The sequence below is a fragment of the Sphingomonas faeni genome, assembly GCF_040407565.1.
Lineage (GTDB): Bacteria > Pseudomonadota > Alphaproteobacteria > Sphingomonadales > Sphingomonadaceae > Sphingomonas > Sphingomonas faeni_F.
The window spans coordinates 412601-435787 of the sequence record NZ_JAPZPR010000002.1 but is presented as its reverse complement, the minus strand read 5'-3'; the positions used below and the strand labels follow the sequence as shown (position 1 = coordinate 435787).

The following is a 23187-nucleotide window of genomic DNA, read 5'->3' as shown; positions in this document are numbered from 1 at the left end:
GGCGGATATCCCGGCGGATCCGTAATCCGTCCCGGTGATCGAACACGGATCACACGGGCGGATTACGGGCGCCGCGGTTTACCAGGCCCCCGGGTTCAAGCCGTGGGGACGTATCTTCGGCGCACGTTACCCTCGGGTTGGGCGGTTCGTTAAGTCGACGGGTAGCTGCTGCGAACGATGGGCGTCGACGCCGCGATCAGGTGGCGCAGGACCGACAAGTGGAATGCATTGACGAACTTCACCCCGGCCTGTCGATCGGCGGACCATATGATCGTGGCGCGAACGGGGGCGAACCCGGCGAAGTACAGCGTCACGACCTGACCTGCCGTCGCCGTGTAGCCGAGGTGCAGGCGACAGCCGCAGCAGGATATGTCGACGGTCGAGACTTTATAGTAACACGAACTCCCTTCGCGGAGCGCGACAGGGATCTCCGTTACGTATCGATTCAGCGTGCGATCGTCCGTGGATAACTTGGGTAACTGGCGCATGTTCGATCCGTCGTTGATAGAGCCTAGCCGACCAGCACGGGTTTGCCGCACCGTACGCCGTTGATCTGCACGTCGGCCTCGCCGACACGGACGCCCAGCAAACCGGTCAGCTCGTTGATGAATGTATCGAGCGCCGGGGCCGCGACCGAGAGCGCGCTGCCGACCGCAGCGGAGATCGCGGACAGGTTGAGCCCGAGTCCCAGAAGGTTGATCCGAAGATCGAGCCCGCGCACCAGCGACGAGGCGAGCCCTTGGGTCAAATCGTTGGTCGACACCGAACGGAGGCGCCTTTGCGCAATATCGTCCGCCGTGAAATCGACGCGCTGCGCCATCACCCCGCCGAGCTTCACATCGGCGTAGCCGGTAACGTCGACCAACGCGAGATGGGCGAGCGTCGCGCGCTGTGCGGTGATCGGCACGGTGAAATCGTTGAGCCGGTTGGTTGCGATATCGGCGACCATGACGTTACCGACGCTGGGCGTGACGTCGAGCCCGACCGTTGCCGACGACACGCCCTTCGCACAGGCGATCTGGCTCAGCGATGCCTGTGCCGACGCAAGCTCGACGAGGATCGGCAGCCTTAGAGAGACCAACCCCAGCGTCGCCGGGCCGGCAACCTGCGCGTCGATGTACAGGCGGGTCTGCGCCGTCCGCACGACGACCGCATTGTCCTTGGCGACGCCAAGCCAGGGAGAGGTCGTCGTGCGCTGGCCGCTGGCCATCATCACTTGCGCCGAGAGCAGGCCGGGCACGACCAGCCCGGTGCCGAGCGCGACGGTGCGCTGTCCGTTGGCGAGTTGCAGTATTTCGCGGAGGCCCGAATACCCGTCGAACGTGAAGACGTTCGCGGGGTCGACTTCGCGTTGCCCCGACAATGGTCCCAGATCGATCAATTTCGACAGCTGGACGGTCGTCGGCGGAAGCTTGAGCGCGATCGACCGCAGCGCCGCAGCGGCGGTCGGGTTTGTCGTCGCCGCCGCGAGCGCCTCGACGGCCTTGGGCAAGGTCACCGTGGTTGCAAGCGTCTCGCCAAAGGTCGCGGCGTCGAGGTTGAGCTGGGTCCGCAACGCGCTGGCGAACGCGAGCGCATCGACGTTCGCCGACAGAAGGGCGTTATAGTCCATCACCGACACGTTCAGCGTGGTGCCGGCAAGCCCCGACAACAGCGCACCCGGGAGTCCGCCCGAAACGCCGGCAAGACGCGTGCCGAGGGAGAATGCCGCCATGTCGGTCCGCGCCGCCGTCGCGGTTGCCGTGACGCGCGCCGTCGGGCGGCCAACGATCAGGCGCCCGAAAAACAGCGGTACGTCCTGAGCCAGCGTGACCTTCGCTGCGTTGGCACCGACCGCGTCGGACGAGGAATCGGCGACGAAGCGCACGCTGGCGTCGAGGCTCGGATCGCGGGCATATCGACCACGTACAAGGCTGGTGATCGTCGTATCGGCGGTCCCGCCTGCCGTCACCGCAGCGCGTGCGCCGGGCAAGGGGTCCGCGATGGTGTTGGTCGCGCTCAAGGCCGCGGCATCGGCGACGCCCTGCAGTTGCCGCTTGGCGACGTATACGGATCCCAGGTCGACACCGAGCGCCGCCGCACCGATCAGCATGGTCATCGCGCCCGCCATCAGGATCGTGACGTAGCCGCGCCGATCGCCGGCAATTTGCGTCATCGGCCGGATTCCGTGCCGCGCCACGCCTCAGATCCCGCCCAGCAACACGGCCGCACTTCGGCTGATGGTCTTGCTCGGTAGTGGCACCAGTCCGGTTGAAAGCAGCGGATCGGCGGCGGCGTCGTAGGACAAGCGAACGACGATCGTCTGGCCGTCATCCTCGACGAGAACGACGACTTTGGAGGCGTCGAGCGTACTGCCCCGCTGGAAACTCGTATTCACCGTCTTCAACGCGGTCGCACGACGCTCGTCCTTGGAAAGCCCGGAAAGCGTGGCGCGGGCCGCATCGTTCGCCGCCTGTTGCACGGTGTGCGACACGAAAAACCATTCGCCGTACGCCAGTATCCCGAACAGCAGCGTCAGGAGAAGCGGCAGCGTGATGGCCATCTCGATCAGTGCAACACCCCGGCGATCGCGCAAACACTCGAACAGCGAGCGAAGCTGCACTCGATTTCGCAGTCGCGAAGAGGATGATGGCCTTGCACTCATGCATCATAAGTTTGTTTAAATAGATAAAACAATTGTTAAACCGAACTGATAAGCGCCTCAATTATCTGAACAATATAGAGTGTAGTTAAAACCAATTCGGTTTAATTCTTTCTGCTTGTTCCCTCCCTGTCGTCGGGCCAACTAGTCGGATGGGTGATTCGCCGAAGCTGTCCTGTCATTGGGACGGGAGTCATCGTGAAAGGCGCCGCGTCAGGCGTCTTGCCCGATCGCGGAAATCTTGCCCGAACTGTGGCCCGGCGGAATGCAGACCGCGTGAGTGGAGATGGCGTACTTGCAGTGCCTGACGGACGACTCCGACAACCTACTGGCGCCGATCGAGCCGGAGTTCGCGACACGCGTCCGGTTTTGGCTTTGTAATGGCTGGACAATAATGGTCGGACGATGATCGCTGCGCCGTTAATGATTTTCGGCTAGTCGACCCAAATGCGCCGGATATTTGCACGATTGGGAGAGTCGCCGTTCGGCCCGGCAGTTCTCGGCCTTGTGTATTTCGCCGTAGCGACGCTGGCGCTGCTCGCGACGCGGAGCGCGCATGGGATCGCCGCGATCTGGCCGCCGAGTGGGATTCTTCTCGCGACTTTGCTCAGCGTCCCCCGCCGGGCGGTATGGCGGTTTGCGGTGGCGGCGATCGTCGCGAGCCTCGCCGCCAATATGGTCGCCGGATCCGGCTTGCGAGTGTCCGCCGGATTCTCCGCAGCCAATGGGCTCGAGGCGATGGTCGCCACGCTTGTGCTGCGGCGGCGATCGGGAAGGCGGGTTTCGTTCATCGATCCGTCGGGCCTGTCCGCGTTCTTCGGCGCGTCGTTTGTCGCTGCGTTCGTGAGCGCCGGCGTGGCGGCCTGTATCGCGCCGCAGTCGGGTGGCGGATTCATTCTATCCTGGTTTAGCACGGTGTGGCTCGGCTTGCTGCTCGTGACGCCACTGTTGTTGGCGATCTTCGAAATTTCGGCGTCGACGCGGCAGGCGGTGTCCGGGCGACAGACGCTCGACTTGATCGGCATCGTCCTGCTGACGATCCTGGCGACCGGTTCGACGTTCTGCCAGACCCAATATCCGATGCTGTTCGTGCCGATGATGGTCATCGTCATCGCGGTTCTTCGCGGCGGCATGCTCGGCGGAATCATCAGCATGATCGTTGTGGTGATCTTCGGATCGCTGGCGCTGTGGTGGGGCACGGGTCCGATCTTCCTGATCCGCACGTCGCACGAATCGCGCCTCCTGTTCTTCCAATTCTATCTGTTGTCGCTGTTCGTATCCGCGCTGCCGATGGCGACCCTCCTCGCTGCGCGCGATCGCTTGCGCGTCAATCTCTCGGAGCGGATACGTCTCCTCGATCAGGCCGAAGCTGCCGCACATATCGGCCATTGGCGCATCAACGCGGTCGATCAGGCCGTCTTGTGGTCGCCGGAGGTGTTCCGCATGCATGGCTTGCCCGAGGACGCATCACCGGCGCTCGACGATGCTACCGGCCATTATCATCCGGACGACCGCGAGCGCGTGTCGAAGGCCGTTGCCGCCGCACTCGCCGATGGGCAGCCATTCGCGTTCGAAGCACGGATCGTCCGTCCCGATGGCACCGTTCGTCATGTCGAGATACAAGGCGAGCGCGATTACTCGTCGCAGGACGATGCGATCGGACTGTTCGGTCTGATCCGGGACATCACCGAGCAGATCGAGGCGCGGCAGGTGCTGCGGGATGCCCGTGACGCCGCCGACCGGAGTGCGCAGGCCGCGATGCTGCTGGCCTCCACCGACGCGTTGACCGGCCTCGCGAACCGGCGACGGATCGTCGAATATCTGGATGCGATGCTGGCGGACGTCGATGCCGGGGAGGTGGCGATGTCGATCGTCCTTTTCGACATCGATCATTTCAAGACCGTCAACGATCGCTACGGGCATGACGTCGGCGACGAGGTTCTGCGGCGTGTCGCAGCAACGGCAACCGAGGGGCTGCGAAACACCGACTTGATCGGTCGTTATGGCGGCGAAGAGTTCGTGATCATCCTGCCTAGGACAAACGCAGACACGGCGCTGCAGATTGCCGAACGTGTCCGGGCGAGGATCGAGGCGTCCTGGCAGGACGGACAACCCAAGGTCACTGTCAGCCTCGGAATTGCGACGACCCATGGCGAGGACGCCGGCCATGGCATTTTGAAACGCGCAGATGTCGCGCTTTACGCAGCAAAAAGCGCCGGTCGTAACCGATTGCGCCTGGCCTCGTGATGTCCAGGTTTCAGCATATGCCCGCGTCAGCCAAGATGATCGGCGACGCTGCGGCGTTCATCCGCGAGTGGAGGGCGAAGTGTCTCTAACGGCGGCCCAGGTCCGTCTCGTACGGGAAACCTATACAGTGATCGGAGGTTCACCCGATCGATATTCGGAACTTTTCTACCATCGGCTCCTTCTGAACCATCCCTTCGCGCGGGCGCTGTTTCCCGATGACATGACGCATCAGATCGCAGTGTTCGAAAAGACGATCGATGTTCTCGTCGAAAACATCCACGAAATTGCGCGATTGCGTCCAAAATTGTCGGCTCTGGCAAAGCAGCATGTCAAATACGGCGTCCAAGCCTATCAGTATCAGGCCGTCGGCACGGTCTTGATCGAGACCTTTGCGGAGATGCTAGGGCGCCGCTTCACGGTTGACGCCCGCCAGGCATGGGAGGTGGTCTACGCGGAAACCGCAGGCGTGATGATAGCCGAAGCCTACCCCGTCGACGGTGCTCGCCCGCAGGATGGATCGTAGCCCTGCATGGCCTCGAGCCGAACGTGAAGGCGTCTCACGGCAGCCGATCCACTCGCGCGTGGCGAACATATGTAATTAACGATTGCATATCCTAGGATGCGGTCGCCGCAGATTTCCTGTGTCAGTCTCTGCCGATGTTCGATGAGCCGCAAGACAGCGCCGCCAAGCTTCGCGATCTCGTGCAGCGCGGGATCGAGGAAGCTGATCGCCTCGACATGATGATCGTGGCGGTCAGGTTGTTGGAGATTGCCGAACAGCTGCCGTCTGCCGGATGCGCTGGGCGGCTCTCCGAGTAAGCACGGCGGCGGTGGTTTGGCTGCCTCCATGATGCCAGCGGAGCTTGCGTGTTCAGCGGTCGATCGGTGTCGGAATTGGCAGGACCGCGTCAGGCACCCACGCCGCGTTCTCGTGCCCAGACGACGGCCGCGCTGCGGCGGTTGACCCCGATCTTGCCGTAGAGCCGCGCGACATGGTTACGCACGGTATTGCGCGACAGGCCAAGCTGCGCCGCGATCTGCGTGTCGTCCATGTCCTGGCAGATCAGTTCGAGAACCTCGCGCTCGCGCTTGCTGAGGTCGGCGGAGGGCGCGTTGCCGGCGCCGGCGAGCCGGGGGCTGCGCAACGTCGCCAGCTTGTCCATGATCGAACGGCTCAGCCAGTTGGCGTCCTTCATCACCGCTTCGATGGCCTCGACGAGGTCGCGTTCGCCGCGGCGTCGAGCCGAGACGTCCTGGTATAGCCACAGCACGCACGGCGTCCCCTCGACGCTGATCCGCTCGGCCGAGACGAGGCAGTCGAGCGTATCGCCGTTCTTGTGGAGCAGGCGCACGTCGTGGTCGCGAACCCCGCCGGCGTCGCGGATCTCGGTTTCGAGTCCCTGCCGCTGCGCTGCGTCGTTCCAGAGCTGAAGATCGTCGGCGACTTTGCCCTCCACGGCCTTGTCGGTGTAGCCGGTCAGGCGCTTGAACGCCTGGTTCACCTGGACGATGCGGTTGTCGTCGCCCCGTGTGACGACCATCGCGACGGGGGCCATCTCGAACACCGAGACGAAATGGCGTTCGCTGGCGCGCAACGCCTGCTCGGCTCTGCGTCGTGGCTCCAGATTGGCGAAGGTGAACAACAGGCAATCCTCGTTGGCCACCTCGATCGGTTGGCCTGCCAGGACGACGAGGGTCGTCTCGCCATTCGCCAGCGGCAGTTCGGCTTCGAGCTGAGGGACGGTCTTCCCGGCGGCGACGCAGTCCTTGACGAACGGCTTGCGATCCACGTCGGCGAGGAAGTCCAGGTCGAACAGCGTCCTGCCGATGATCTGCTCCCGGTCATATCGAGACAGGTCGAGAAAGCCCTGGTTGACGAGGACATATTTCTGGTCGGCGATGCGCAGGATCAGGGCGGGCGCAGGGTTCGCGTGGAACATCGCCTCGAACCGGTCCTCGGCGTCGAACCGCTCGGACACGTCGTTGATGACGAGGCCCAGGCAATCGGGCTCGCCGCCATCCTCGTCCATGACGATGTCGCGCACTTGGTGGACCCAGCGCGGTTTCTCGGTCCCGGTCGGCGCCACCTCGACGATGAGGTCGGGAAAGCTCTCGCCGGCGAGCAACCGCATCAACGGATATTCGCGCCGCGGCAGTTTGCGACGATCGCGGTAGCGAAGCCCGAACCGCGTCACGTAATCGTCGGCGGTCTCGCCCAGATCCTTGACCGCGCTGATGCCGTGCATCCTGAGCGCCGCCGGGTTCGCGCTCAGGATCACCCCGGTCGGGTCCATGAGGATCACGCCTTCCAGCAACCCCGTCATGAGCTGCTCCAGATGATGCAGCGTCGGCGCATGCAGCCGTTTGCCGGGTGATTTTTTCATACCGTGTCAGCGCAGGATGGGCATGGCTGGTTCCCCCTGCGCTGCGACAAAAGCACCAACGCCCCCGGTATGTCAGCACCTGGTGCAAACGTGGACCCCGCCGCCGCGACTGAACGGAACGGGGACCACGATAGTTGATGCACCAGGACCAATATCGGTCGGGAGCCTTATCATGAACCTCATCATTCTTCTCGTCGTCGGCGGACTCATCGGCTGGGTCGCCAGCATGATCATGCGCACCGACGCGCAACAGGGGGTGTTCCTCAACGTCGTCGTCGGGATCGTCGGCGCGTTGCTGGCCGGCTTCCTGATCACGCCGCTGATCGGCGGCGCATCGATCATGGACGGCGCGCTCAACATCCAGTCGATCCTGATCTCGCTGGTCGGCGCGGTGATCCTGCTCGCGATCGTCAACATGTTTCGTCGCGGTACCGTTCGCTGAGCGGGCAGGGGGATCGTGCGCACCGCGTCCGATCCCCCGACAGGCGTCTCGGCGTCTCAGTATAAAAGCTAGACCAGGAGAGTATCATGATCCTTCGATCCCTCGTTGCGAGCACCGCGTTGCTGATCGCATCCGGCGCCGTCGCCCAGACCGCTACGCACGCCGGCGCGCACAATCCGGCCATCAAGACCAACGATGCCGCGCACGTTGCCGCCCCCGCCAAGGGCGCGAACTCCTTCTCGGAAAGTCAGGCACGCGGTCGGTTGACCAAGGCCGGCTATCGCAACGTATCGCGCCTGACCAAGGACGAGAACGGCGTGTGGCGGGGCATGGCGGTCCGCGCCGGCAAGAAGGTCCATGTCGGGCTGGACTACAAGGGCGACGTGACCGCGCGTTGAACCCGATTTTTAGGAGAGAAACGATGACGAAGACCATTACCCGGCTGTTCGACGATTACGCCGATGCGACCAACGCGCTGCACGATCTCGAACGCCTTGGCATCCCGAACAGCCATATCAGCATCGTCGCCAGCAACGCCGACGGCGCGCATGGCGCGGCCGATACGACGCTGGGCGACGTCGACGATCACGGCGACGTCAGCCGCGGCGTCTCGACAGGTGCAGCCGTCGGCGGTGTCGGTGGCCTGCTCGCCGGACTCGGCCTGCTCGCAATTCCCGGTCTGGGGCCGATCGTCGCGGCTGGGTGGCTCGCATCGACCGTGGTCGGTGCGGGGATCGGTGCCGCGGGCGGCGCAGCGACCGGAACGATCGTCGGCGCGCTCAAGGACGCCGGCCACACCGACGACGAGGCGCATGTCTATTCGGAAGGCGTACGTCGCGGCGGAACGCTGTTGAGCGCCCGCGTCGAGGACGATCTCGTGGCGGACGCCGAAGCGTCGCTGGATCGCCATCGTTCGGTCGATGCGACGACGCGTGGCGCCGCCTATCGTCAGGACGGGTGGAGCACATTCGACGACACCGCGCCTGCGTACACGCCGAGCGAAGTCGTCGCCGAGCGCGATCGTTACCGGTCACCGACGACGACCGCCTATTGAGGGGCGCAGCGGCCTGTCGTGCGACAGGCCGCTGCCGAAAGGCGACCGCGGCGACGTCGATCGCAACATTTCTGAAATCCGGCCGTAACGGTCGCGCCACGCCCAGGCCGCCAAACCGCAACATGCGCGCTCTAGAGCCCCTCTCGTTCGGACCGAACGGTCCAAGGGGAAACACACGACATGTTGCATTATTCGCGCCTGCTCTGGGCGACGCTGCCGCTTACGCTCGCGGCGCTGGGCGCCACCCAGCCGGCCACCGCGCAGACGAGCGCGCGTGCGTCCAGCACCAGCGAGCCGACCCCCGCCGCCAACACCGACGCAAGTACCGCGGATGACATCGTCGTCACCGGTTCCTACGCGCGAAGCCTCGCCGCGGCGACCGAGACCAAGCGGCAGGCCGCCTACGGCGTCGACGCGATCAATGCGACCGACATCGGCAAATTCCCTGCGCAGAACGTCGCGGAGGCGCTCCAACTCGTGCCGGGCGTCACCATCACCCGCCCGCGCGGCGAAGGGCTGTACGTCAGCGTCCGTGGGCTGGGGCCGCAGTTCCAGAGCACGCTGCTCAACGGTCGCCCGGTCGCGATCAACGACCTCATCGAGAATGGCGGCGCGAACGGACGCCAGTTCCGGTTCGAGATGCTGCCGGCCGAGTTCGTGTCGCAGATCGACGTGGTCAAGACGCCGACCCCGGACATGACCGAGGGCGCGCTCGGCGGCAACATCGACGTGAAGACGTTCCGCCCGCTCGACGTCGGCAACAAGACCACGCTCAACCTGCGCGGCACCTACACCACGCTGACCGACAAGGTGAAGCCCAACGCCACGATATTGACCAGCGCCAAGACCGAGGACGGCACCTTCGGTATTCTCGCCGGCGCGCAATATTGGGGCAAGGAGGTCCGCAACGACCGGTCCTACAACACCGGCTGGTATCTCGATAAGTTCGCCTCGGCGCTGGGCACGGGTTTCTACACCCCGGGCCGCACCCGACCCACGGTCGAGACCGAGGATCGCAAGCGCCTGTCGGGCATGATTTCGGCACAGTGGAAACCGAGCCCGGAACTGGAGACGACGCTCGACGTGCTCGCGACCCGGCTCGACATCGCCTATGACGAATACGGGCTCGACATCTATCCGGACGATGCCAGCGTCGCGGGGCACAAGCCGGTGCTGGTACCCGGTTCGGTCAAGCTCGACGGCAACACCGTGGTCGCCGCGACGATCAACGACGTGCGCTTCATGGGTACGCGCGAGTACAGCCTCAACCGGCACGACCTGATCAGCGTCGGGCTCAAACAGGCGTGGACGCCCGAGGGGTGGCACGTCGTCGCCAACGCCAACTGGTCGTTCGCGCACAGCTATCACCCGAGCTACGCCGAGGGCACGGTACGCAGCCGCATCCAGTTCTTCGCGCCGCTGAGCTATGATTCGTCGGGCGGCTACAAGGTGGCGCCGACGCTCTCGACCCCGGGCAACGTACTCGATCCCTCCAAGTACACGCTCTACCCGTTCAACATCGCGCCCAAGAACAGCAAGGATTGGGACACCTACGGCCGCCTCGATGTCGATCACGAGATGGACGGTGTCATCACCAAACTGGCGGCGGGCGGCGAATATCACTGGCGCAAGCGGGATTACCGCCGCCGCGATTTCACCGTGAGCCCGGCCGCCGGTACGTCGCTCACCGGCTTCGCACCGAACGGCTTCGAGCAACTTCCGTTCGACAATTTCCTGTCGGGCGTCGGGGGCAACATCCCGCGCACGTGGCTCGTGCCGATCACCAGCGTCTTCTACGACAAGCTGTTCACCGACGCGGTCGCCAACAGCCCGCTTTCCGCAGGGGATCTGCGCGCATCGTACGTGGTGACGGAGAAAACCACGGGGGGCTATGTCCGGGCCGACTATGCGTTCCCGGTCGGCAGCGTCGCGGTCACCGGCAATGTCGGCGTGCGCTATGTCCATACCGACCAGGTGGCGAGCGGCACGCTGACCACTGGCACCGTCGCCACGCCGGCCAGCTTTCCGCAGACCTTCAGCAACTGGTTGCCGAGCTTCAACCTGCGCGCCGACCTGACCCGCGATCTGGTCGGTCGCCTCGCCGCCAGCCGGGTGCTGACGCGGCCGAACGTGACGCAGAGCGCGCCGCAGATCAGCGTGTCGACCGACCAGCCGACCGCGAGCGGTGGCAACCCGGCGCTGCAACCGTTCCTCGCCACGCAGTTCGACGGATCGCTCGAATGGTATTTCAACCGCTCGGGCTCGCTCACCGGCGCGCTGTTCTACAAGGCGCTGGACGATTACATCACCGCGCAGAACATCAACGTGGAGATACCGGGCCGCGGCACGGTGCTGCTCAGCACGCAGGTGAACGGCGGCAAGGCCAAGGTCTACGGCGCCGAAGCCGCCTACAACCAGGTCTTCACGTTCCTGCCCGCCCCGTTCGACGGGCTCGGCGTGCAGGCATCCTATACCCACACCTCGGTGCAGGCGAACTACACCGCTGGCGCGCGACCGATCAAGGATCAGCTGATCGGGCTGTCCAAGAACAGCTTCAACGTGGTCGGCTTCTACGACAAGGGGCCACTGTCGACGCGGATTTCCTATACGTGGCGTGACAAGTATCTCTCGGGAATCGGCAGCACTACGCAGGTGCCGACCTTTGTCGCGGCGTTCGGATCGCTCGACGGGAATATCTCGGTCCGTGCCACCGACGCGCTGACCTTCAGCGTCGAGGCGATCAATATCGCGAACGCCAACAGCTACAGCTACAATGACAAGCAGCTGCAGTTCGGCGAGATCAACAATTACGGCCGCACCATCCTGTTCGGCGTGCGGGCACAGTTCTGATGCTCCGGGCAATGCTTCTCGCCGCCGCCGCGCTGGTTTCGACCGGCGCGATGGCGCAGCGGGCGATGAACGACATCCAGGTCGTCGGCTCTCACAACAGCTTCAAGGCGCGCATACCGACCGCAGTGATGGCCAAGATCCGTGCCGCCGAGCCGAAATTGGCGGAAGGCCTGGACTATTATCACCTGCCGCTTGCGCAGCAGCTCGACCGCGGCGTGCGCCAGATCGAGATCGATATCTTCGCCGATCCCGACGGTGGGCGCTATGCGTCGCCCAAGGGCGAGGTGTGGGCGAAGGCCGCGGGCGAGACCACGCGCTTCGATCATGCGGCGATGCTCAAGCCCGGGTACAAGGTCTTCCACATTCCCGACATCGATTACATCAGCACGTGCGTGACGCTGGTGCGCTGTCTCAGCGAGGTCGATCGCTGGTCGCGGGCGCATCCGCGGCATTTGCCGCTCATGATCACGATCAATGCAGCCGATACGCCGTCGGATCGACCGGGGATCAGCCCCCCCATACCGCTCGACGACACGGGGCTGCTCGACGCGCTCGACGGCGAGATCCGGTCGGTATTGCCGGGCCGCCGCCTGATCACGCCCGACGAGGTGCGCGGCACGGCGCCGACCTTGCGCGACGCGGTACACGCGCGGGGCTGGCCGACGCTGGCGGCGGCGCGGGGGCGGATTTATATTCTGCTGGACGTGCGGAAAGCCGTGTCCGACGTCTATCGCGCCGGCCATCCCTCGCTCGCCGGCCGGGCGATGTTCGGCTGGTACCCGGACGACCAGCCTGAATCCGCGATCCAGATCGTCCAGGATCCGCTGGTCGATGGCGAGCGAATCCTGCGCTGGGTGAAGGAAGGCGTGATCGTGCGCACGCGTACCGACGCCGGCACGGTGGAAGCGCGGAGCCGCGATTATGGCAAGGCCCGTGCGGCGATGGCGAGCGGCGCACAGGCGGTGAGCACCGATTATTATCCGGGCGCGCCCGATCCGTTGCGGGCGCGTTTCGCCGTGACGTTGCCGAACACGGCGATGGCGCGGTGCAGCCCGGTTCGCGTGGTCGGCGGATGCCGTCTGCAGCCATGAGGCCGGGGGCGAGCCGTTGCGCCACAATGGGCGTGATCGGCGGCATCTGGTTCGCTACCGGGCTGCTGCTGGGGCCGGCCGCCATGGCCGCACCGAGGCAGACCCTGGTCGTCGAGCGGGCGGTGCTGGTGATGCGGCACGGTATCCGGGCGCCGCTCGATGGCGAGGTGCCGAAGGGCACCCGCACCGGTGCGCCGTGGCCGGCATGGCCGGTGGCGGAAAGCCGGATCACGCCGCATGGCATCCGCGCGATCGAGCGGGTTGCGGCCCATGATCGTCGCCTGCTGGCATCGCGCGGGCTGCTCGCGGCGAACGGGTGTCCGGGCGGTGCCGTCCGCATTCGCTCCAACAGTTCGGACCGGACGATCGCCAGTGGCGAAGCCTATGCGGCGGGCTTCGCCCCCGGCTGCCCCCTCGAGGTCGCGCATCTGCCGCTTGGTATCGCCGATCCGATCTTCGAGCCGCTACGCGCGCAGGCGACCGCGTTCGATCCGGCAGCGGCGATCGTCTCGATCAATCGCGAAACGGGCGGCATGGCGGCGCTCGTCCGGCGCCACCGTGCTGCGCTCGCGTTGCTCGATCGGGTGCTCGATTGTCCGTCTTCGTCTGGCGGATGCCTGTCCACGGGCGCGCCCTCGATCAGCGCCAGTCCCGATGGCCACGACCTCGTTCTCGCCGGGCCGATCCGCGCCGCGTCCGGGATCGCACAGGTGCTGTTGCTGCAAGAGGTCGAAGGCCTGCCCCGCGCAAGCGTCGGCTGGGGCCGGACGGATCCTGCGACAGTGCAACGGCTCGGCGCGCTCCACGCGGCGCTGTTCGCGGTGTACACGCGACCGTCGTACATGGCCGCGCACCAAGCCGCCGTCCTCGGCCGAGAGGTGGTGGCGGCCTTGTCTTCCGAGGGGCCGCGGCTGACGGTCTTCATGGGGCATGACACCAACGTCACCGCGCTCGCCGCAGCCCTCCGCGTCGATCTGAAAGCGCCGGGCTACGCGACCAACGATGTTCCCCCCGCCGGCGCGCTGCTCCTCGAACGTGTGCGCGACGTCCGCAGCGGCAAGCGGTTCGTGCGGGTGTCGTACCGCACGCAGTCGCCGGAGACGCTCCGCACGCTCGGCCGAACGGTGTCGCTGCAGGTGTTGACGATCCCCGGATGCGCTGGCCGTTCGTGTTCCGCCGCGGCGTTTTCCCGAATGCTCACCTCGCATCTGGCACCACTGAGCCCCGTCAGATGATGCTGTCACGGGATCGAAACCGCGACCGACCCAGCGAACACTATGCGTGCACTATGCGAACGCCGTCGATCGATCTCGAAACGCTATTTCGTCGACCGTAGATGATGCGGGCGGGCAGCACGCCCGTGTCACGAAAGGCAGCGAAGGCGACATGTCGTCTGAACCCATATCGGAGCCCGACCCTAGCGGGCTCGTCATCTATGTCGGCCAGGATCGCGCGGGGCATTGGCTCGTCCAGGACAGCATGCGCACGCTCGAAGGCCGCTTCATCTCCTACGCCGCGGCGTTGCATTATGCGCAGGCCGAGCGGGATATCCATCATGCGAGCGTCGAGATCGCCGACCGGCCGCTGACGCCGGTCGTGTCCTTTGCCGCCGTCGGCCGCGACGAACGCGCGCTGCCGCGGGCGGCTTGAGGGAGGCAGTGTCATGAACGTTCATACTCTGCCGGTCCGGTCGCGTACTGCTGTTACCGGGGCGAGGACGGCGGTCCACGATGCGCGCTGGCCGCAGATCGTGGCTGCCTTGACGGCATTGCGCACCGATGGCCGGCACGCGGTCCGGATCGTCGATGCCGAGTGCGGCGCGGGAACGCTGCTGTTGCAGGCGGCACACCATGCGAGGGCGCTCGGCTTCACCGCGATCGAGGCGCGCGGGATCGATCGATCGCCGCCGTCGATCGGGCGCGCGCGGGCGGCCGCAAACCGTGCTGCCGACCCGGCGATCGGCGTGTCGTTCGAGGTCGCCGACCTGGTCGTCGCGTTGCAGGCCGAGCACGACCTGCCTGCCGACATCATCCTGTGCCACGGCGTTCCCGTGCAGGATTGGCATCCGGACGCCGTCCTGGCGCTGCGGCAGGCAGGGCGGTTGGTGATCGACGACCAGACGGCGTCGTACGCGCGGGACGTCGCGGCATGACGCGACGCGATATCCTGTGGCGGACGATCGGCATTGCGCTGACCGTCGGCGCCTGCGGCGTCGCCGCGGCGCTGGATGCATTGGTGCTGGCGATGCTCCTGTTTCCGATCGCGCTGCTCGGCCTCACGCTGGCGATCAACGGCAAGCGCGTCGTCGTCGCGCTTCGGGCCGAACGGCTTGGCCATTGTCACACCGCCGAGGCGATCCACGCCGTTCGCGTGCGTCGGCGGCGCGATCCGCCGCATTCCTGAGCCCCACCGGCCTGACAGCCTGATAGCGATAGCCGAACTGCGAGTGACCATGCCCTGTTTCGTACCGCGTGATGGCGTGCTTTGCGCCGAAGATATTCCGCTGCCGGCGATCGCCGAAGCGGTGGGGACGCCCGTCCATGTCTATTCCGCCGCCGCGTTGCGCGATGCGGCGGGACGGTTCAGGGCGGCGCTGTCGATCCTGCCTCGGGTGCGCGTCGCGTTCGCAGTGAAGGCGAACCCGAACAGCGCGGTGCTGCACCTGCTCGCCGGCTGCGGGTTCGGCGCCGACATCGTCTCGGGCGGCGAGATGCGGCGTGCGCTCGACGCCGGGATCGCGGCGTCGGACATCGTGTTTTCCGGCGTCGGCAAGACCGACCGCGAACTCGCCGATGCGATTGCCGCCGGTGTCGGCCAGTTCAACCTCGAACTCGAGGAGGAGGGGCAGGTGCTCGCCGCACTGGCGCGGGCGCGAGGTCGGCGGGCGACCGCGGTGCTGCGCGTCAATCCCGACGTCGATGGCGGCACGCACGCCAAGATCTCGACCGGGCGGCGCGGCAACAAGTTCGGCGTCGCGATCGCCGATGTGCCGGCGATGTACGATCGGCTGTCGCGTCTCGACGGTCTCGACCTGGTCGGGGTCGCGCTCCACATCGGCAGCCAGTTGCGCGACCTGGGGCCGATCGAGGACGCGTACGACCGGATCGGGGCGCTGGTGGCGGACCTGCGCGCGCGGGGGCACCACATCGGCCGGGTCGATCTCGGCGGCGGGCTCGGTATCCCGTACCGCGCCGACGAGGTCGTCCCGACGCTGGACGCTTATGCCGCGATGGTCGCCAAGGTCACGCGCGACTGGGACGTCGAGCTGATTTTCGAGCCCGGCCGCGTCGTTGCGGGTCTCGCCGGCGTGCTCCTGACCCGGGTGATCTGGGTCAAGCCGGGCGCGGATTACCCGTTCGTGATCGTCGACGCGGCGATGAACGACCTCGCCCGGCCGGCGCTGTACGATGCGTTCCACCGGTTCGAGGCGGTCATCCCCGATGGCGACCGCATAACCGCCACTATCGCCGGCCCGGTCTGCGAGAGTGGCGACGTGTTCGCGGTCGCCCGCGACATCGATCGCGTCCGCCGCGGCGACCTCGCCGTGCTGCACGCGACGGGGGCCTATGGCGCGGCGATGGCGTCGACGTATAACTGCCGCGCGCTGTGCCCCCAGGTGCTGGTCGACGGCGATCGGTTCGAGATCGTCGCCGATCGCTACCTGCCCGCGGAGTTCGCCGCCTGAGGCGCCAAGCTCGCAGCCTTAAGCCCCATGGAAACTAACGGGATTGTGTTGGCCCGCTTGTCCGCTAGGCTCGAGCGAGGCTGGCTCGTTCTTGAACCCCGGGGGAAATATGGCATCGCAGGCTCGCAGGGGCATCGTCGAGCGAATGTTCGCGCGCAAATCGATCGCGCAGGTGCAACGCGAAACCGCCGCGAGCGAACTCAAGCGCACGCTCGGCAAATGGAACCTGCTGATGCTGGGCATCGGCTGCATCATCGGCGCGGGCATCTTCGTGCGCACTGGTTCGGCGGCTGCGCTGCATGCCGGACCGGCGGTGCTGTTGTCGTTCGTTGTCGCCGGTATCGTCTGCGCGTTCGCCGGGCTGTGCTATGCCGAGCTGTCGTCGACACTGCCGGTGTCGGGATCGGCCTACACCTACGGCTACACGACGCTCGGCGAGTTCGTCGCGTGGATGATGGGCGCGCTGCTGCTGCTCGAATACGGCCTGGCGGCGTCGGTGGTGGCGGTCGGCTGGTCGGGCTATGTGGTGAGCTTGCTGGCTGATTTCGGCGTGCACATTCCGCCGCAGTTCACCGGGCCGGCGGGGTATCTGCTGATGCGCGGCGGCGCGCCCGTGCTGGTCGACGGGCAGCCGGTGACGACGATCTTCAACCTGCCGGCGTGCCTGATCTGCCTCGCACTCGCCGCATTGCTGGTGCGCGGCGTCGCGGAATCGGCCAAGGTCAACACGATCATCGTCGCGATCAAGGTCGGCGTGCTGGTCGCCTTCATCGCGGTCGGCGGCGCGATCGTGCTGTCGCACTTCAACGAACTGGTCGCGCGCAACTGGACGCCGTTCATCCCCGCCAGCCAGGGCGACGGCAAGTTCGGCGTCGACGGCGTCATGCGCGCCGCATCGATCGTCTTCTTCGCCTATGTCGGCTTCGAAGCGATCTCGACGGCGGGGCAGGAGGCGAAGGATCCCAAGAAGGACATGCCGTTCGGGATCATCGGGGCGCTGGTCGTCTGCACGGTGATCTACATGCTGGTCGCGGCGATCATGACGCTGCTGGTGCCCTATACCGCGCTCAACGTGCCCGATCCGGTTGCCGTGGTGGTCGACAGTTTCGGCCCGACCTGGCGCTGGCTTGCCAAGCTCATCAAGATCGGCGCGATCATCGGCCTCACGTCGGTCGTGCTGGTGCTGATGTACGGTCAGACCCGGATCTTCTACACGATGGCGCGCGACGGCCTGCTGCCACGCGTGTTCGCGACCGTACACCCGACCTTCAGGACGCCCTATGTCAACACGGTGCTGGTCGGCGTCATCACCGCGGTGGCGGCGGGGTTCTTCGATATCAACGTGCTGGGCGACATGACCTCGGTCGGTACGCTGTCGGCGTTCTCGATCGTTTGCCTGGCGGTCATCTATCTGCGCCGCGCGGCGCCCGAACTGCCACGGGGCTTCACCGTGCCGCTGTACCCGGTGGTGCCCCTGCTGGGGATCGCGTCGTGCGTCTATCTGATCACGACCGTTCCGGTGAAGGTGTTGACGTTTTTCCTCTGGTATCTGGCAGGCGGCGTCGTGCTGTATTTTGTCTACGGCATTCGTCATTCGAACCTGCAGCGCGGCGAACCACAGGACGATGCGCCCGCCATGGGCGAATATGTCGCTCCGACCGGCGAGCAACTCTGAGCACCATAGGCGCGAGCGGCTAGCGTTTCGAGCGAATGAGGCGCGCGGACCGATCGGGTCCGGGCGCTGACACGAAGGCGGTCGCTCGCGCGCGGTCTGTCGGGATCTGTTCCGCCGGCGGAGGCGTCGACCGGAACTCTCCGTTGCCATTCATACGAGGCTGGACGGCGATCAGCCCGCCAATCCGGCGGCCAGGGCATCGAACACGGCACGGAAACGCGCACTGGTCTTGAGATCCTCGTGCATGACGATCCACAATGGCAGTGGCAACCCTACCGCGGGCAGGACGCGGACCAAATCCGGGTCGCGCCGGGCCATGCCGATCTGGCACAGGCCGATCCCGAAGCCGGCGCGGATCGCCGCGAGCTGCGCGAGGTTGCTGTCTGCCCTGAGCGCGAAGGCCTGCCGGTCCAGGGGCGGGAGCCGTTCGGTCAGGCCGCGTAGAACCGGCGTCGTCGTGTCGTATCCGATCAGGTCATGCCCCGAGAGGTGCGCCATGCTGGACGGCGTCCCGCGCCGTTCCAGATAGTCGCGGTGCGCGTGAAAGCCGATCTCGACCGGTGGCAGCCGTCTCGCCAGCAGCGCGGTCTGCGTCGGCTCGGTCATGCGGACGGCGATGTCGGACTCCCGCGCGAGAAGATCGTCGAGCCGATCCGACAACGTCAGTTCGATCACCAATGCAGAATGGTCGCGCCGCAGCCGCGCAAGGATCGGCGGCAGGTGTTCGACGCCGACCACGTCGCTTGCGCTGATCCGCACGGTGCCCGCGACCGCGCCGGGCGTGCCGCTCGCGGTGCGCAACAGCGCCGCGGCGGTGGTCGCCATGATCCGGGCCTGCGGTCGAAGCGCGTGCGCGAGATCGGTGGGATCCAGCCCGCGTTGCGATCGTACGAACAGGTCTGCGCCCAGCGCGGCCTCCAGCGCATCGACATGGCGGGCGACGGTCGGCTGGGTGAGGCCGAGGCTGCGGGCGGCGGCCGAGAGCGAGCCTTCGTCGAGCACGGCGAGCAATGTCCGGTAAAGGGCCCAGTCGGGATCGCCGCTCATCGGTTTGCGTATAGCAGGTCAACGCTATTCGGCAATTTTCGATGTGCCTGTCGTCCGGTAGCTCCGTCCTGCAGCAATGGAGACAGACGATGACTCAGCAAACCACCCGGCAGATCCCCCCGTTAATCACCGTGTTCGGATATGGCGCAGTCGGGAAGCCGATCGTGGCGCTGCTCGTCGCGCGGGGCGACCGCGTGCGGGTCGCGACCCGCACCAAGCCGCCGACTCTCCCGGCGAGCGTCGAGCATGTTCGCTGCGACGTCCTCGATGCGGGCGATGTCCGCGCGGCGCTGGACGGTGCCGCTCAAGCCGTCCTCGCGGTCGGCTTCGCCTACGACTCGCGGGTGTGGCGTACCACGTGGCCGCAGACGATGACCAACATTGTGGAAGGCTGCGCGGCGGCGGGCACCCGGCTGGTGTTCATCGACAATCTGTATCAGCTCGGACCCCAGACGGCGCCGCGCACCGAAGAGATGGCGATGACCACAATGGGCGAGAAGCCCGCCATCCTCGCCGAGGTGGCGCGCATCTGGCAGGACGCGCGCGACCGCGTACGCATCGCGACCTTGCGGTGTTCCGATTTCTACGGTCCCGGCGTCGACGTGTCGCATCTCGGCGTGAGTGCGTTCGGCGAGCTGGCCAGGAACAAGCCGGCGCAGTTGCTGGTGCCGGCCGACACGCCACACGACTTTGCGTACGTCCCCGACATCGCCCGCGCCGCGATCATCCTGCTCGATGCGCCTGACGCGGATTTCGGCCAGGCCTGGAACATGCCGTGCGCGACGACGCGCACCCCGCGTGCCTTGCTCGCGATCGGCGCCGCTGCGCTCGGCAGGCGACTGCGGGTGTTGGCCGTGCCCTTCGTGCTGCTGCGACCGATCGGGCTGGTGTATCGCTTTGCCAGGGAGGTGGTCGATGTCGGCTTCACCTGGGATCGCCCGTATGTCGTCGATGGCGGCAAGTTCACCCGCCGCTTCGGCTTCGTGCCGACCCCATTCGAACTCGGCGTGCCGGCGACTGTCGACGCCTTCGCGCAATATGGCGCATCCCAAGTCGGCGGCGGTTCGGGCTGAGCGACCTTTCCCAGCGGGGCGGGGTCCTGTTCGGGACGCTATCGGTCGGCCGTTCGACTCGCCGTCAAAGTTGCCGACCCCGCCCGCTGTCGTCGTCGCCGCATCAACTGACCGCGTGGTTGAGCGTGGCGGCGGCCGCATTCACGGGCGACGCGAGGGTTTGATAGCAATAGGCGGCGGCGGCGCAGGCGATGCCCAAGCCGATGATCGTCAGGCAGACGAACTGGAACGACGACGAAAGCCGCTTGCTCCTGTCGGCAGTTTCGGCGGGAGTCCGCGTCGACGCTCCCGGTCTCGGCTTGCGGCGGTCGGACATGCCCGGGCGCTGCTTCAGCACCGGCTCGTTCCTGAGCGCGGCGAGGCTGACCGGATCCTGCGTCCGGACGCCGAAGCGGCTGCCGCCGTTCCAGACGACGCGTCCGATGATCACCAGTGTACCGCGCCGTATGTCGACATATGTGCCCGTCGGCGGCGGGTTTACGCTGGAAAGCAGCAGGCCCTGGTCAGACACGTCATGGATACAGCCGTCGGACCAGGTGCCGGCTACGTTCATGCGGCATTGAACGGAGAGTTCTCTCAAAACCTTCAATTGCGATCCGATCAACCTTGCCATCGGTGTTGTCGGTATCGCGATCTTTTTGCCGGCCCAATCCGGGAAATATACCGAGCGCTACGGGTTCCAGGCCGTCCTGCCCGTGATCCTTTGACCGCCGGTGCGGGCGCCGCTCATCATTACCTCGACAGCGCGATCAGCTGCGCGATGCCGTTGGTGCCCGTCTTGGCGACGATCGCCGCGCGGTGGTCCTCCACCGTCTTCGGGCTGATGTCGAGGACCGCCGCGATCGCCTGGTTGTTGTGTCCCATGACCAGCAGATCGAACACCTGGCGCTGGCGGGGGGTGAGCATGGCAGTGCGCGCCAGGGCCGTGCGCTGCGTCCTCGACCAGCCGACGCCCTCCGCGATCGCGGCCAGAAGGCGGTCCTCGTCGATCGGTTTTTCGAGATAGTCGAGGCCGCCATAGCGACGGACCGAGTCGACGGCGTTGGCAGTCGTCGGCCACGCGGTCATGAATATGATCGCCACGCACGGATCGACGATCCGGATCCGATCGGCGAAATCGAACCCGTCGATGTCGCCCATCATCACGTCGGTCACGACACAGTGCGCCGGCGCCTGGCTGTAGACGTCGAGCAGCGGTACCGGGTCGAGGAACGCTTTCGCGGCGTGACCGTGCCGCACCAGCAGGCGCGCCACGGCGGCACCCAGATCCTGATCGTCGTCGACGACGTAGACCAGTCCGTGCGCAAGGTCGTCACCGCGATCGTTCATAGTGCTACCTCATGCACGGGGAGTGATATGGTTGCGCGGGTCTGGCCAAAGGCGTCACCGGCCCTGACGAGGCTGCCGCCATGAGACTCGACGATGGCGCGTGCGACCAGCAGGCCGACCCCCATGCCCGCCTGCCGCCCGGTATCTGGCCGACGTCGGTTCGCCACGATGATGCGGATGCGGTCCTCCACCCTGTCCGCGGTAAGCGAAACGCGGCCGTCGGCGCACGCCTGAACGCCGTTGCGGACGAGATTGACGATCGCCTGCGCCAGCTCGACTTCCTGCGCGAGTACGATGAGATCGGGATCGATCGCGTCGACGAACAGCTCGACGCGCTGCGCGGTGGCCTCGGGCCGCGCCAGCGCCGCGACGGTATCGATCAGCGTGACCAGCGGCAACGGCGTCGGTTCGTCGACCGCGCGGCCGCCGAACCGACGAAGCCGGCGGACCAGCGTCGACAGCGCCGCCGCCTTCCGGTCGATCAGCGCGGCCGTACGGGCGATCTCCGGATCGGCCGACACCGTGATTTCGTGAAGATGCTTCGCCTCGATCGCGAGCGTCGACAGCGGTTGGCTGATCTCGTGGATGACCGCGACCGACATGGCGCGCAACGTCTTCAACCGCTCGGCCTGGAACAGCAGGCGGTCGCGACGGCGCAGGTCCATGCCGACCCGTGCCTGCGCATCGGCGAAGCTGCCGGCGAGATACCCGACCACCATGATCGAGGCGAGGCTCATGTGCAGCGCCAGCCGTTCGGGCATCTGCAGCGGCATGGTGGTCTGCGGCAGCACCATCGCGGCGACGATGACGATCGCGAGCCAGCTCGCGGTACGGCCGAACCGCAGGCCGATCCAGGCAACCGACAGCAGCACCGGGGTGTAGGGCGTTCCCAGGCCGATCGCCACCAGCATCGCTTCGATTGCGAACGCCGCCGCCAGGACCAGGACGGCTTCCATGACGGCCGCCGCTTTGATGCGATGCGGCCGCGATGCGGTGCCCGACGACAGGTCGATCAGCCACAGCACGGGCGGCGTGAGCAGCAACACGCCGAGCAGGTCGCCGACCACGAAGCTTGTCAGCGACGCGATGATCTCGCGCATTCCCGACACCCCGGTCAGCTCGGGCCGCAGCACCGACCACGGCAACGCAGAGACCGCCGCGGCGATCGGCGCGGCGACCGAGGCCAGCCCGAGCGGCATCGGCGGTACGGTCAGGCTCGTTTCGGCGCGGTCGGTGATCCTCCGCACCAGCAAAACGACGAGGCCGTAGACAAGTGGTGGCCTGACGACGCCGATGACCTGCGTCGCAAATCCTGCGGAAGTCGGATCGATCACGCCCGTCGACACCTGCACGAGCACTTCTGCGATCGCGATCCCGATCGTCAACCGTGGTCCTCGCTGCCACAGCAATGCCATGCGCAGCCCGGCGGCGGGATAGAGCAAGGAGTAATAGCCCTGGCCACCCCATTCCGCGGCGATCTGGTGAGCCGCCCAGAACAACATTGCATAACCCGCCAGCCAGGGCAGGTCGTCGAGCCGAGGTACGAGAGTGAGGAGACGAGGTCGGCGGCGCAAGTCCATGAATGCAGAGGCTAACGAGGTCATCGCGGCCTATTGCACGATTCACGAACCTGGACCTATCCGGTCAATTCCCGGAATATCGTGGCGTG

23 protein-coding genes are annotated in these 23187 nt (G+C 66.2%); 15 read left to right on the top strand and 8 right to left on the bottom strand.

Features of this window, described 5'->3' with window-relative positions; all coding sequences use genetic code 11:
• Positions 1–149: 149 nt before the first annotated feature.
• Genes O6Y00_RS06400 through O6Y00_RS06390 form a run of 3 tightly spaced genes read right to left on the bottom strand, consistent with a single transcriptional unit; the run spans position 150 to position 2602 of the window.
• On the bottom strand, positions 150–488 hold the full coding sequence (locus O6Y00_RS06400; RefSeq protein WP_353441764.1) for a PilZ domain-containing protein: 339 nt from the start codon (positions 486–488) through the stop codon (positions 150–152).
• A 23-nt stretch (positions 489–511) separates the two neighbouring features.
• A complete protein-coding gene (locus tag O6Y00_RS06395; protein ID WP_353441763.1) occupies positions 512–2155 on the bottom strand; it encodes a pilus assembly protein TadG-related protein in 1644 nt (547 codons plus the stop codon).
• A 27-nt stretch (positions 2156–2182) separates the two neighbouring features.
• Positions 2183–2602, bottom strand: coding sequence for a TadE/TadG family type IV pilus assembly protein (locus O6Y00_RS06390; RefSeq protein ID WP_353441761.1), 420 nt, complete (start codon positions 2600–2602; stop codon positions 2183–2185).
• Between the two features lie 486 nt (positions 2603–3088).
• Here O6Y00_RS06390 and O6Y00_RS06385 point away from each other — a divergent pair, with 486 nt between their 5' ends.
• The 3 genes from O6Y00_RS06385 (at position 3089) to O6Y00_RS06375 (ending at position 5707) form a co-directional block, all read left to right on the top strand.
• Entirely contained in the window at positions 3089–4888 is a 1800-nt protein-coding gene (locus tag O6Y00_RS06385) for a sensor domain-containing diguanylate cyclase (protein WP_353441760.1), read from the top strand.
• Positions 4830–5411 carry a globin domain-containing protein gene (locus O6Y00_RS06380; RefSeq protein ID WP_353441759.1) on the top strand — a complete coding sequence of 194 codons (582 nt, stop codon included), beginning with the start codon at positions 4830–4832 and terminating at the stop codon, positions 5409–5411. The genes O6Y00_RS06385 and O6Y00_RS06380 overlap by 59 nt, the downstream gene beginning before the upstream one ends.
• Before the next feature lie 134 nt (positions 5412–5545).
• Positions 5546–5707: a hypothetical protein gene (locus O6Y00_RS06375; protein ID WP_353441758.1), complete on the top strand. Its 162-nt coding sequence runs from the start codon at positions 5546–5548 to the stop codon at positions 5705–5707.
• An 89-nt stretch (positions 5708–5796) separates the two neighbouring features.
• Here O6Y00_RS06375 and O6Y00_RS06370 read toward each other — a convergent pair whose 3' ends face one another.
• Entirely contained in the window at positions 5797–7272 is a 1476-nt protein-coding gene (locus tag O6Y00_RS06370; protein WP_353441757.1) for a PAS domain S-box protein, read from the bottom strand.
• A gap of 172 nt (positions 7273–7444) precedes the next feature.
• Here O6Y00_RS06370 and O6Y00_RS06365 point away from each other — a divergent pair, with 172 nt between their 5' ends.
• The 11 genes from O6Y00_RS06365 to O6Y00_RS06315 all read left to right on the top strand — a co-directional run bounded on the left by O6Y00_RS06365 (position 7445) and on the right by O6Y00_RS06315 (position 18069).
• Positions 7445–7714 carry a GlsB/YeaQ/YmgE family stress response membrane protein gene (locus O6Y00_RS06365; protein WP_093400148.1) on the top strand — a complete coding sequence of 90 codons (270 nt, stop codon included), beginning with the start codon at positions 7445–7447 and terminating at the stop codon, positions 7712–7714.
• 86 nt (positions 7715–7800) lie between these two features.
• Positions 7801–8112, top strand: coding sequence for a hypothetical protein (locus tag O6Y00_RS06360; RefSeq protein WP_353441756.1), 312 nt, complete (start codon positions 7801–7803; stop codon positions 8110–8112).
• Positions 8113–8135: 23 nt separating this feature from the next.
• The gene (locus O6Y00_RS06355) at positions 8136–8768 is read left to right on the top strand and encodes a hypothetical protein (RefSeq protein WP_353441755.1); all 633 of its coding nucleotides are present in this window, start codon (positions 8136–8138) and stop codon (positions 8766–8768) included.
• A 180-nt stretch (positions 8769–8948) separates the two neighbouring features.
• Positions 8949–11618 (top strand): TonB-dependent receptor, encoded by a 2670-nt coding sequence (locus tag O6Y00_RS06350; protein WP_353441754.1) that lies wholly within the window; start codon positions 8949–8951, stop codon positions 11616–11618.
• Positions 11618–12709: a Ca2+-dependent phosphoinositide-specific phospholipase C gene (locus tag O6Y00_RS06345; RefSeq protein ID WP_353441753.1), complete on the top strand. Its 1092-nt coding sequence runs from the start codon at positions 11618–11620 to the stop codon at positions 12707–12709. The genes O6Y00_RS06350 and O6Y00_RS06345 overlap by 1 nt, the downstream gene beginning before the upstream one ends.
• A 26-nt stretch (positions 12710–12735) precedes the next feature.
• Positions 12736–13944: a histidine-type phosphatase gene (locus O6Y00_RS06340; RefSeq protein ID WP_435368592.1), complete on the top strand. Its 1209-nt coding sequence runs from the start codon at positions 12736–12738 to the stop codon at positions 13942–13944.
• A 151-nt stretch (positions 13945–14095) separates the two neighbouring features.
• Positions 14096–14359: a hypothetical protein gene (locus tag O6Y00_RS06335; RefSeq protein ID WP_353441751.1), complete on the top strand. Its 264-nt coding sequence runs from the start codon at positions 14096–14098 to the stop codon at positions 14357–14359.
• Positions 14360–14372: 13 nt separating this feature from the next.
• A complete protein-coding gene (locus O6Y00_RS06330; RefSeq protein WP_353441750.1) occupies positions 14373–14861 on the top strand; it encodes a methyltransferase domain-containing protein in 489 nt (162 codons plus the stop codon).
• A complete protein-coding gene (locus tag O6Y00_RS06325) occupies positions 14858–15112 on the top strand; it encodes a hypothetical protein (RefSeq protein ID WP_353441749.1) in 255 nt (84 codons plus the stop codon). The genes O6Y00_RS06330 and O6Y00_RS06325 overlap by 4 nt, the downstream gene beginning before the upstream one ends.
• 49 nt (positions 15113–15161) lie before the next feature.
• Entirely contained in the window at positions 15162–16394 is a 1233-nt protein-coding gene (gene lysA, locus O6Y00_RS06320) for a diaminopimelate decarboxylase (protein ID WP_353441748.1), read from the top strand.
• 109 nt (positions 16395–16503) lie between these two features.
• A complete protein-coding gene (locus O6Y00_RS06315; protein WP_353441747.1) occupies positions 16504–18069 on the top strand; it encodes an amino acid permease in 1566 nt (521 codons plus the stop codon).
• Positions 18070–18240: 171 nt separating this feature from the next.
• On the opposite strand, the gene O6Y00_RS06310 is transcribed toward O6Y00_RS06315, so the two are convergent.
• Positions 18241–19116, bottom strand: coding sequence for a LysR family transcriptional regulator (locus O6Y00_RS06310; RefSeq protein ID WP_353441746.1), 876 nt, complete (start codon positions 19114–19116; stop codon positions 18241–18243).
• Between the two features lie 89 nt (positions 19117–19205).
• On the opposite strand from O6Y00_RS06310, the gene O6Y00_RS06305 reads away from it, so the two are divergent.
• Positions 19206–20189 (top strand): NAD-dependent epimerase/dehydratase family protein, encoded by a 984-nt coding sequence (locus tag O6Y00_RS06305; protein WP_353441745.1) that lies wholly within the window; start codon positions 19206–19208, stop codon positions 20187–20189.
• A 103-nt stretch (positions 20190–20292) separates the two neighbouring features.
• Here the strand turns inward: O6Y00_RS06305 and O6Y00_RS06300 are convergent, their stop codons facing one another.
• From O6Y00_RS06300 to O6Y00_RS06290, 3 genes are all read right to left on the bottom strand, one after another.
• The gene (locus O6Y00_RS06300; protein WP_353441744.1) at positions 20293–20742 is read right to left on the bottom strand and encodes a hypothetical protein; all 450 of its coding nucleotides are present in this window, start codon (positions 20740–20742) and stop codon (positions 20293–20295) included.
• 179 nt (positions 20743–20921) lie between these two features.
• Positions 20922–21518 carry a response regulator transcription factor gene (locus tag O6Y00_RS06295; RefSeq protein WP_353441743.1) on the bottom strand — a complete coding sequence of 199 codons (597 nt, stop codon included), beginning with the start codon at positions 21516–21518 and terminating at the stop codon, positions 20922–20924.
• Positions 21515–23020: a sensor histidine kinase gene (locus tag O6Y00_RS06290; protein WP_435368594.1), complete on the bottom strand. Its 1506-nt coding sequence runs from the start codon at positions 23018–23020 to the stop codon at positions 21515–21517. The genes O6Y00_RS06295 and O6Y00_RS06290 overlap by 4 nt, the downstream gene beginning before the upstream one ends.
• Between the last annotated feature and the right edge of the window lie 167 nt (positions 23021–23187).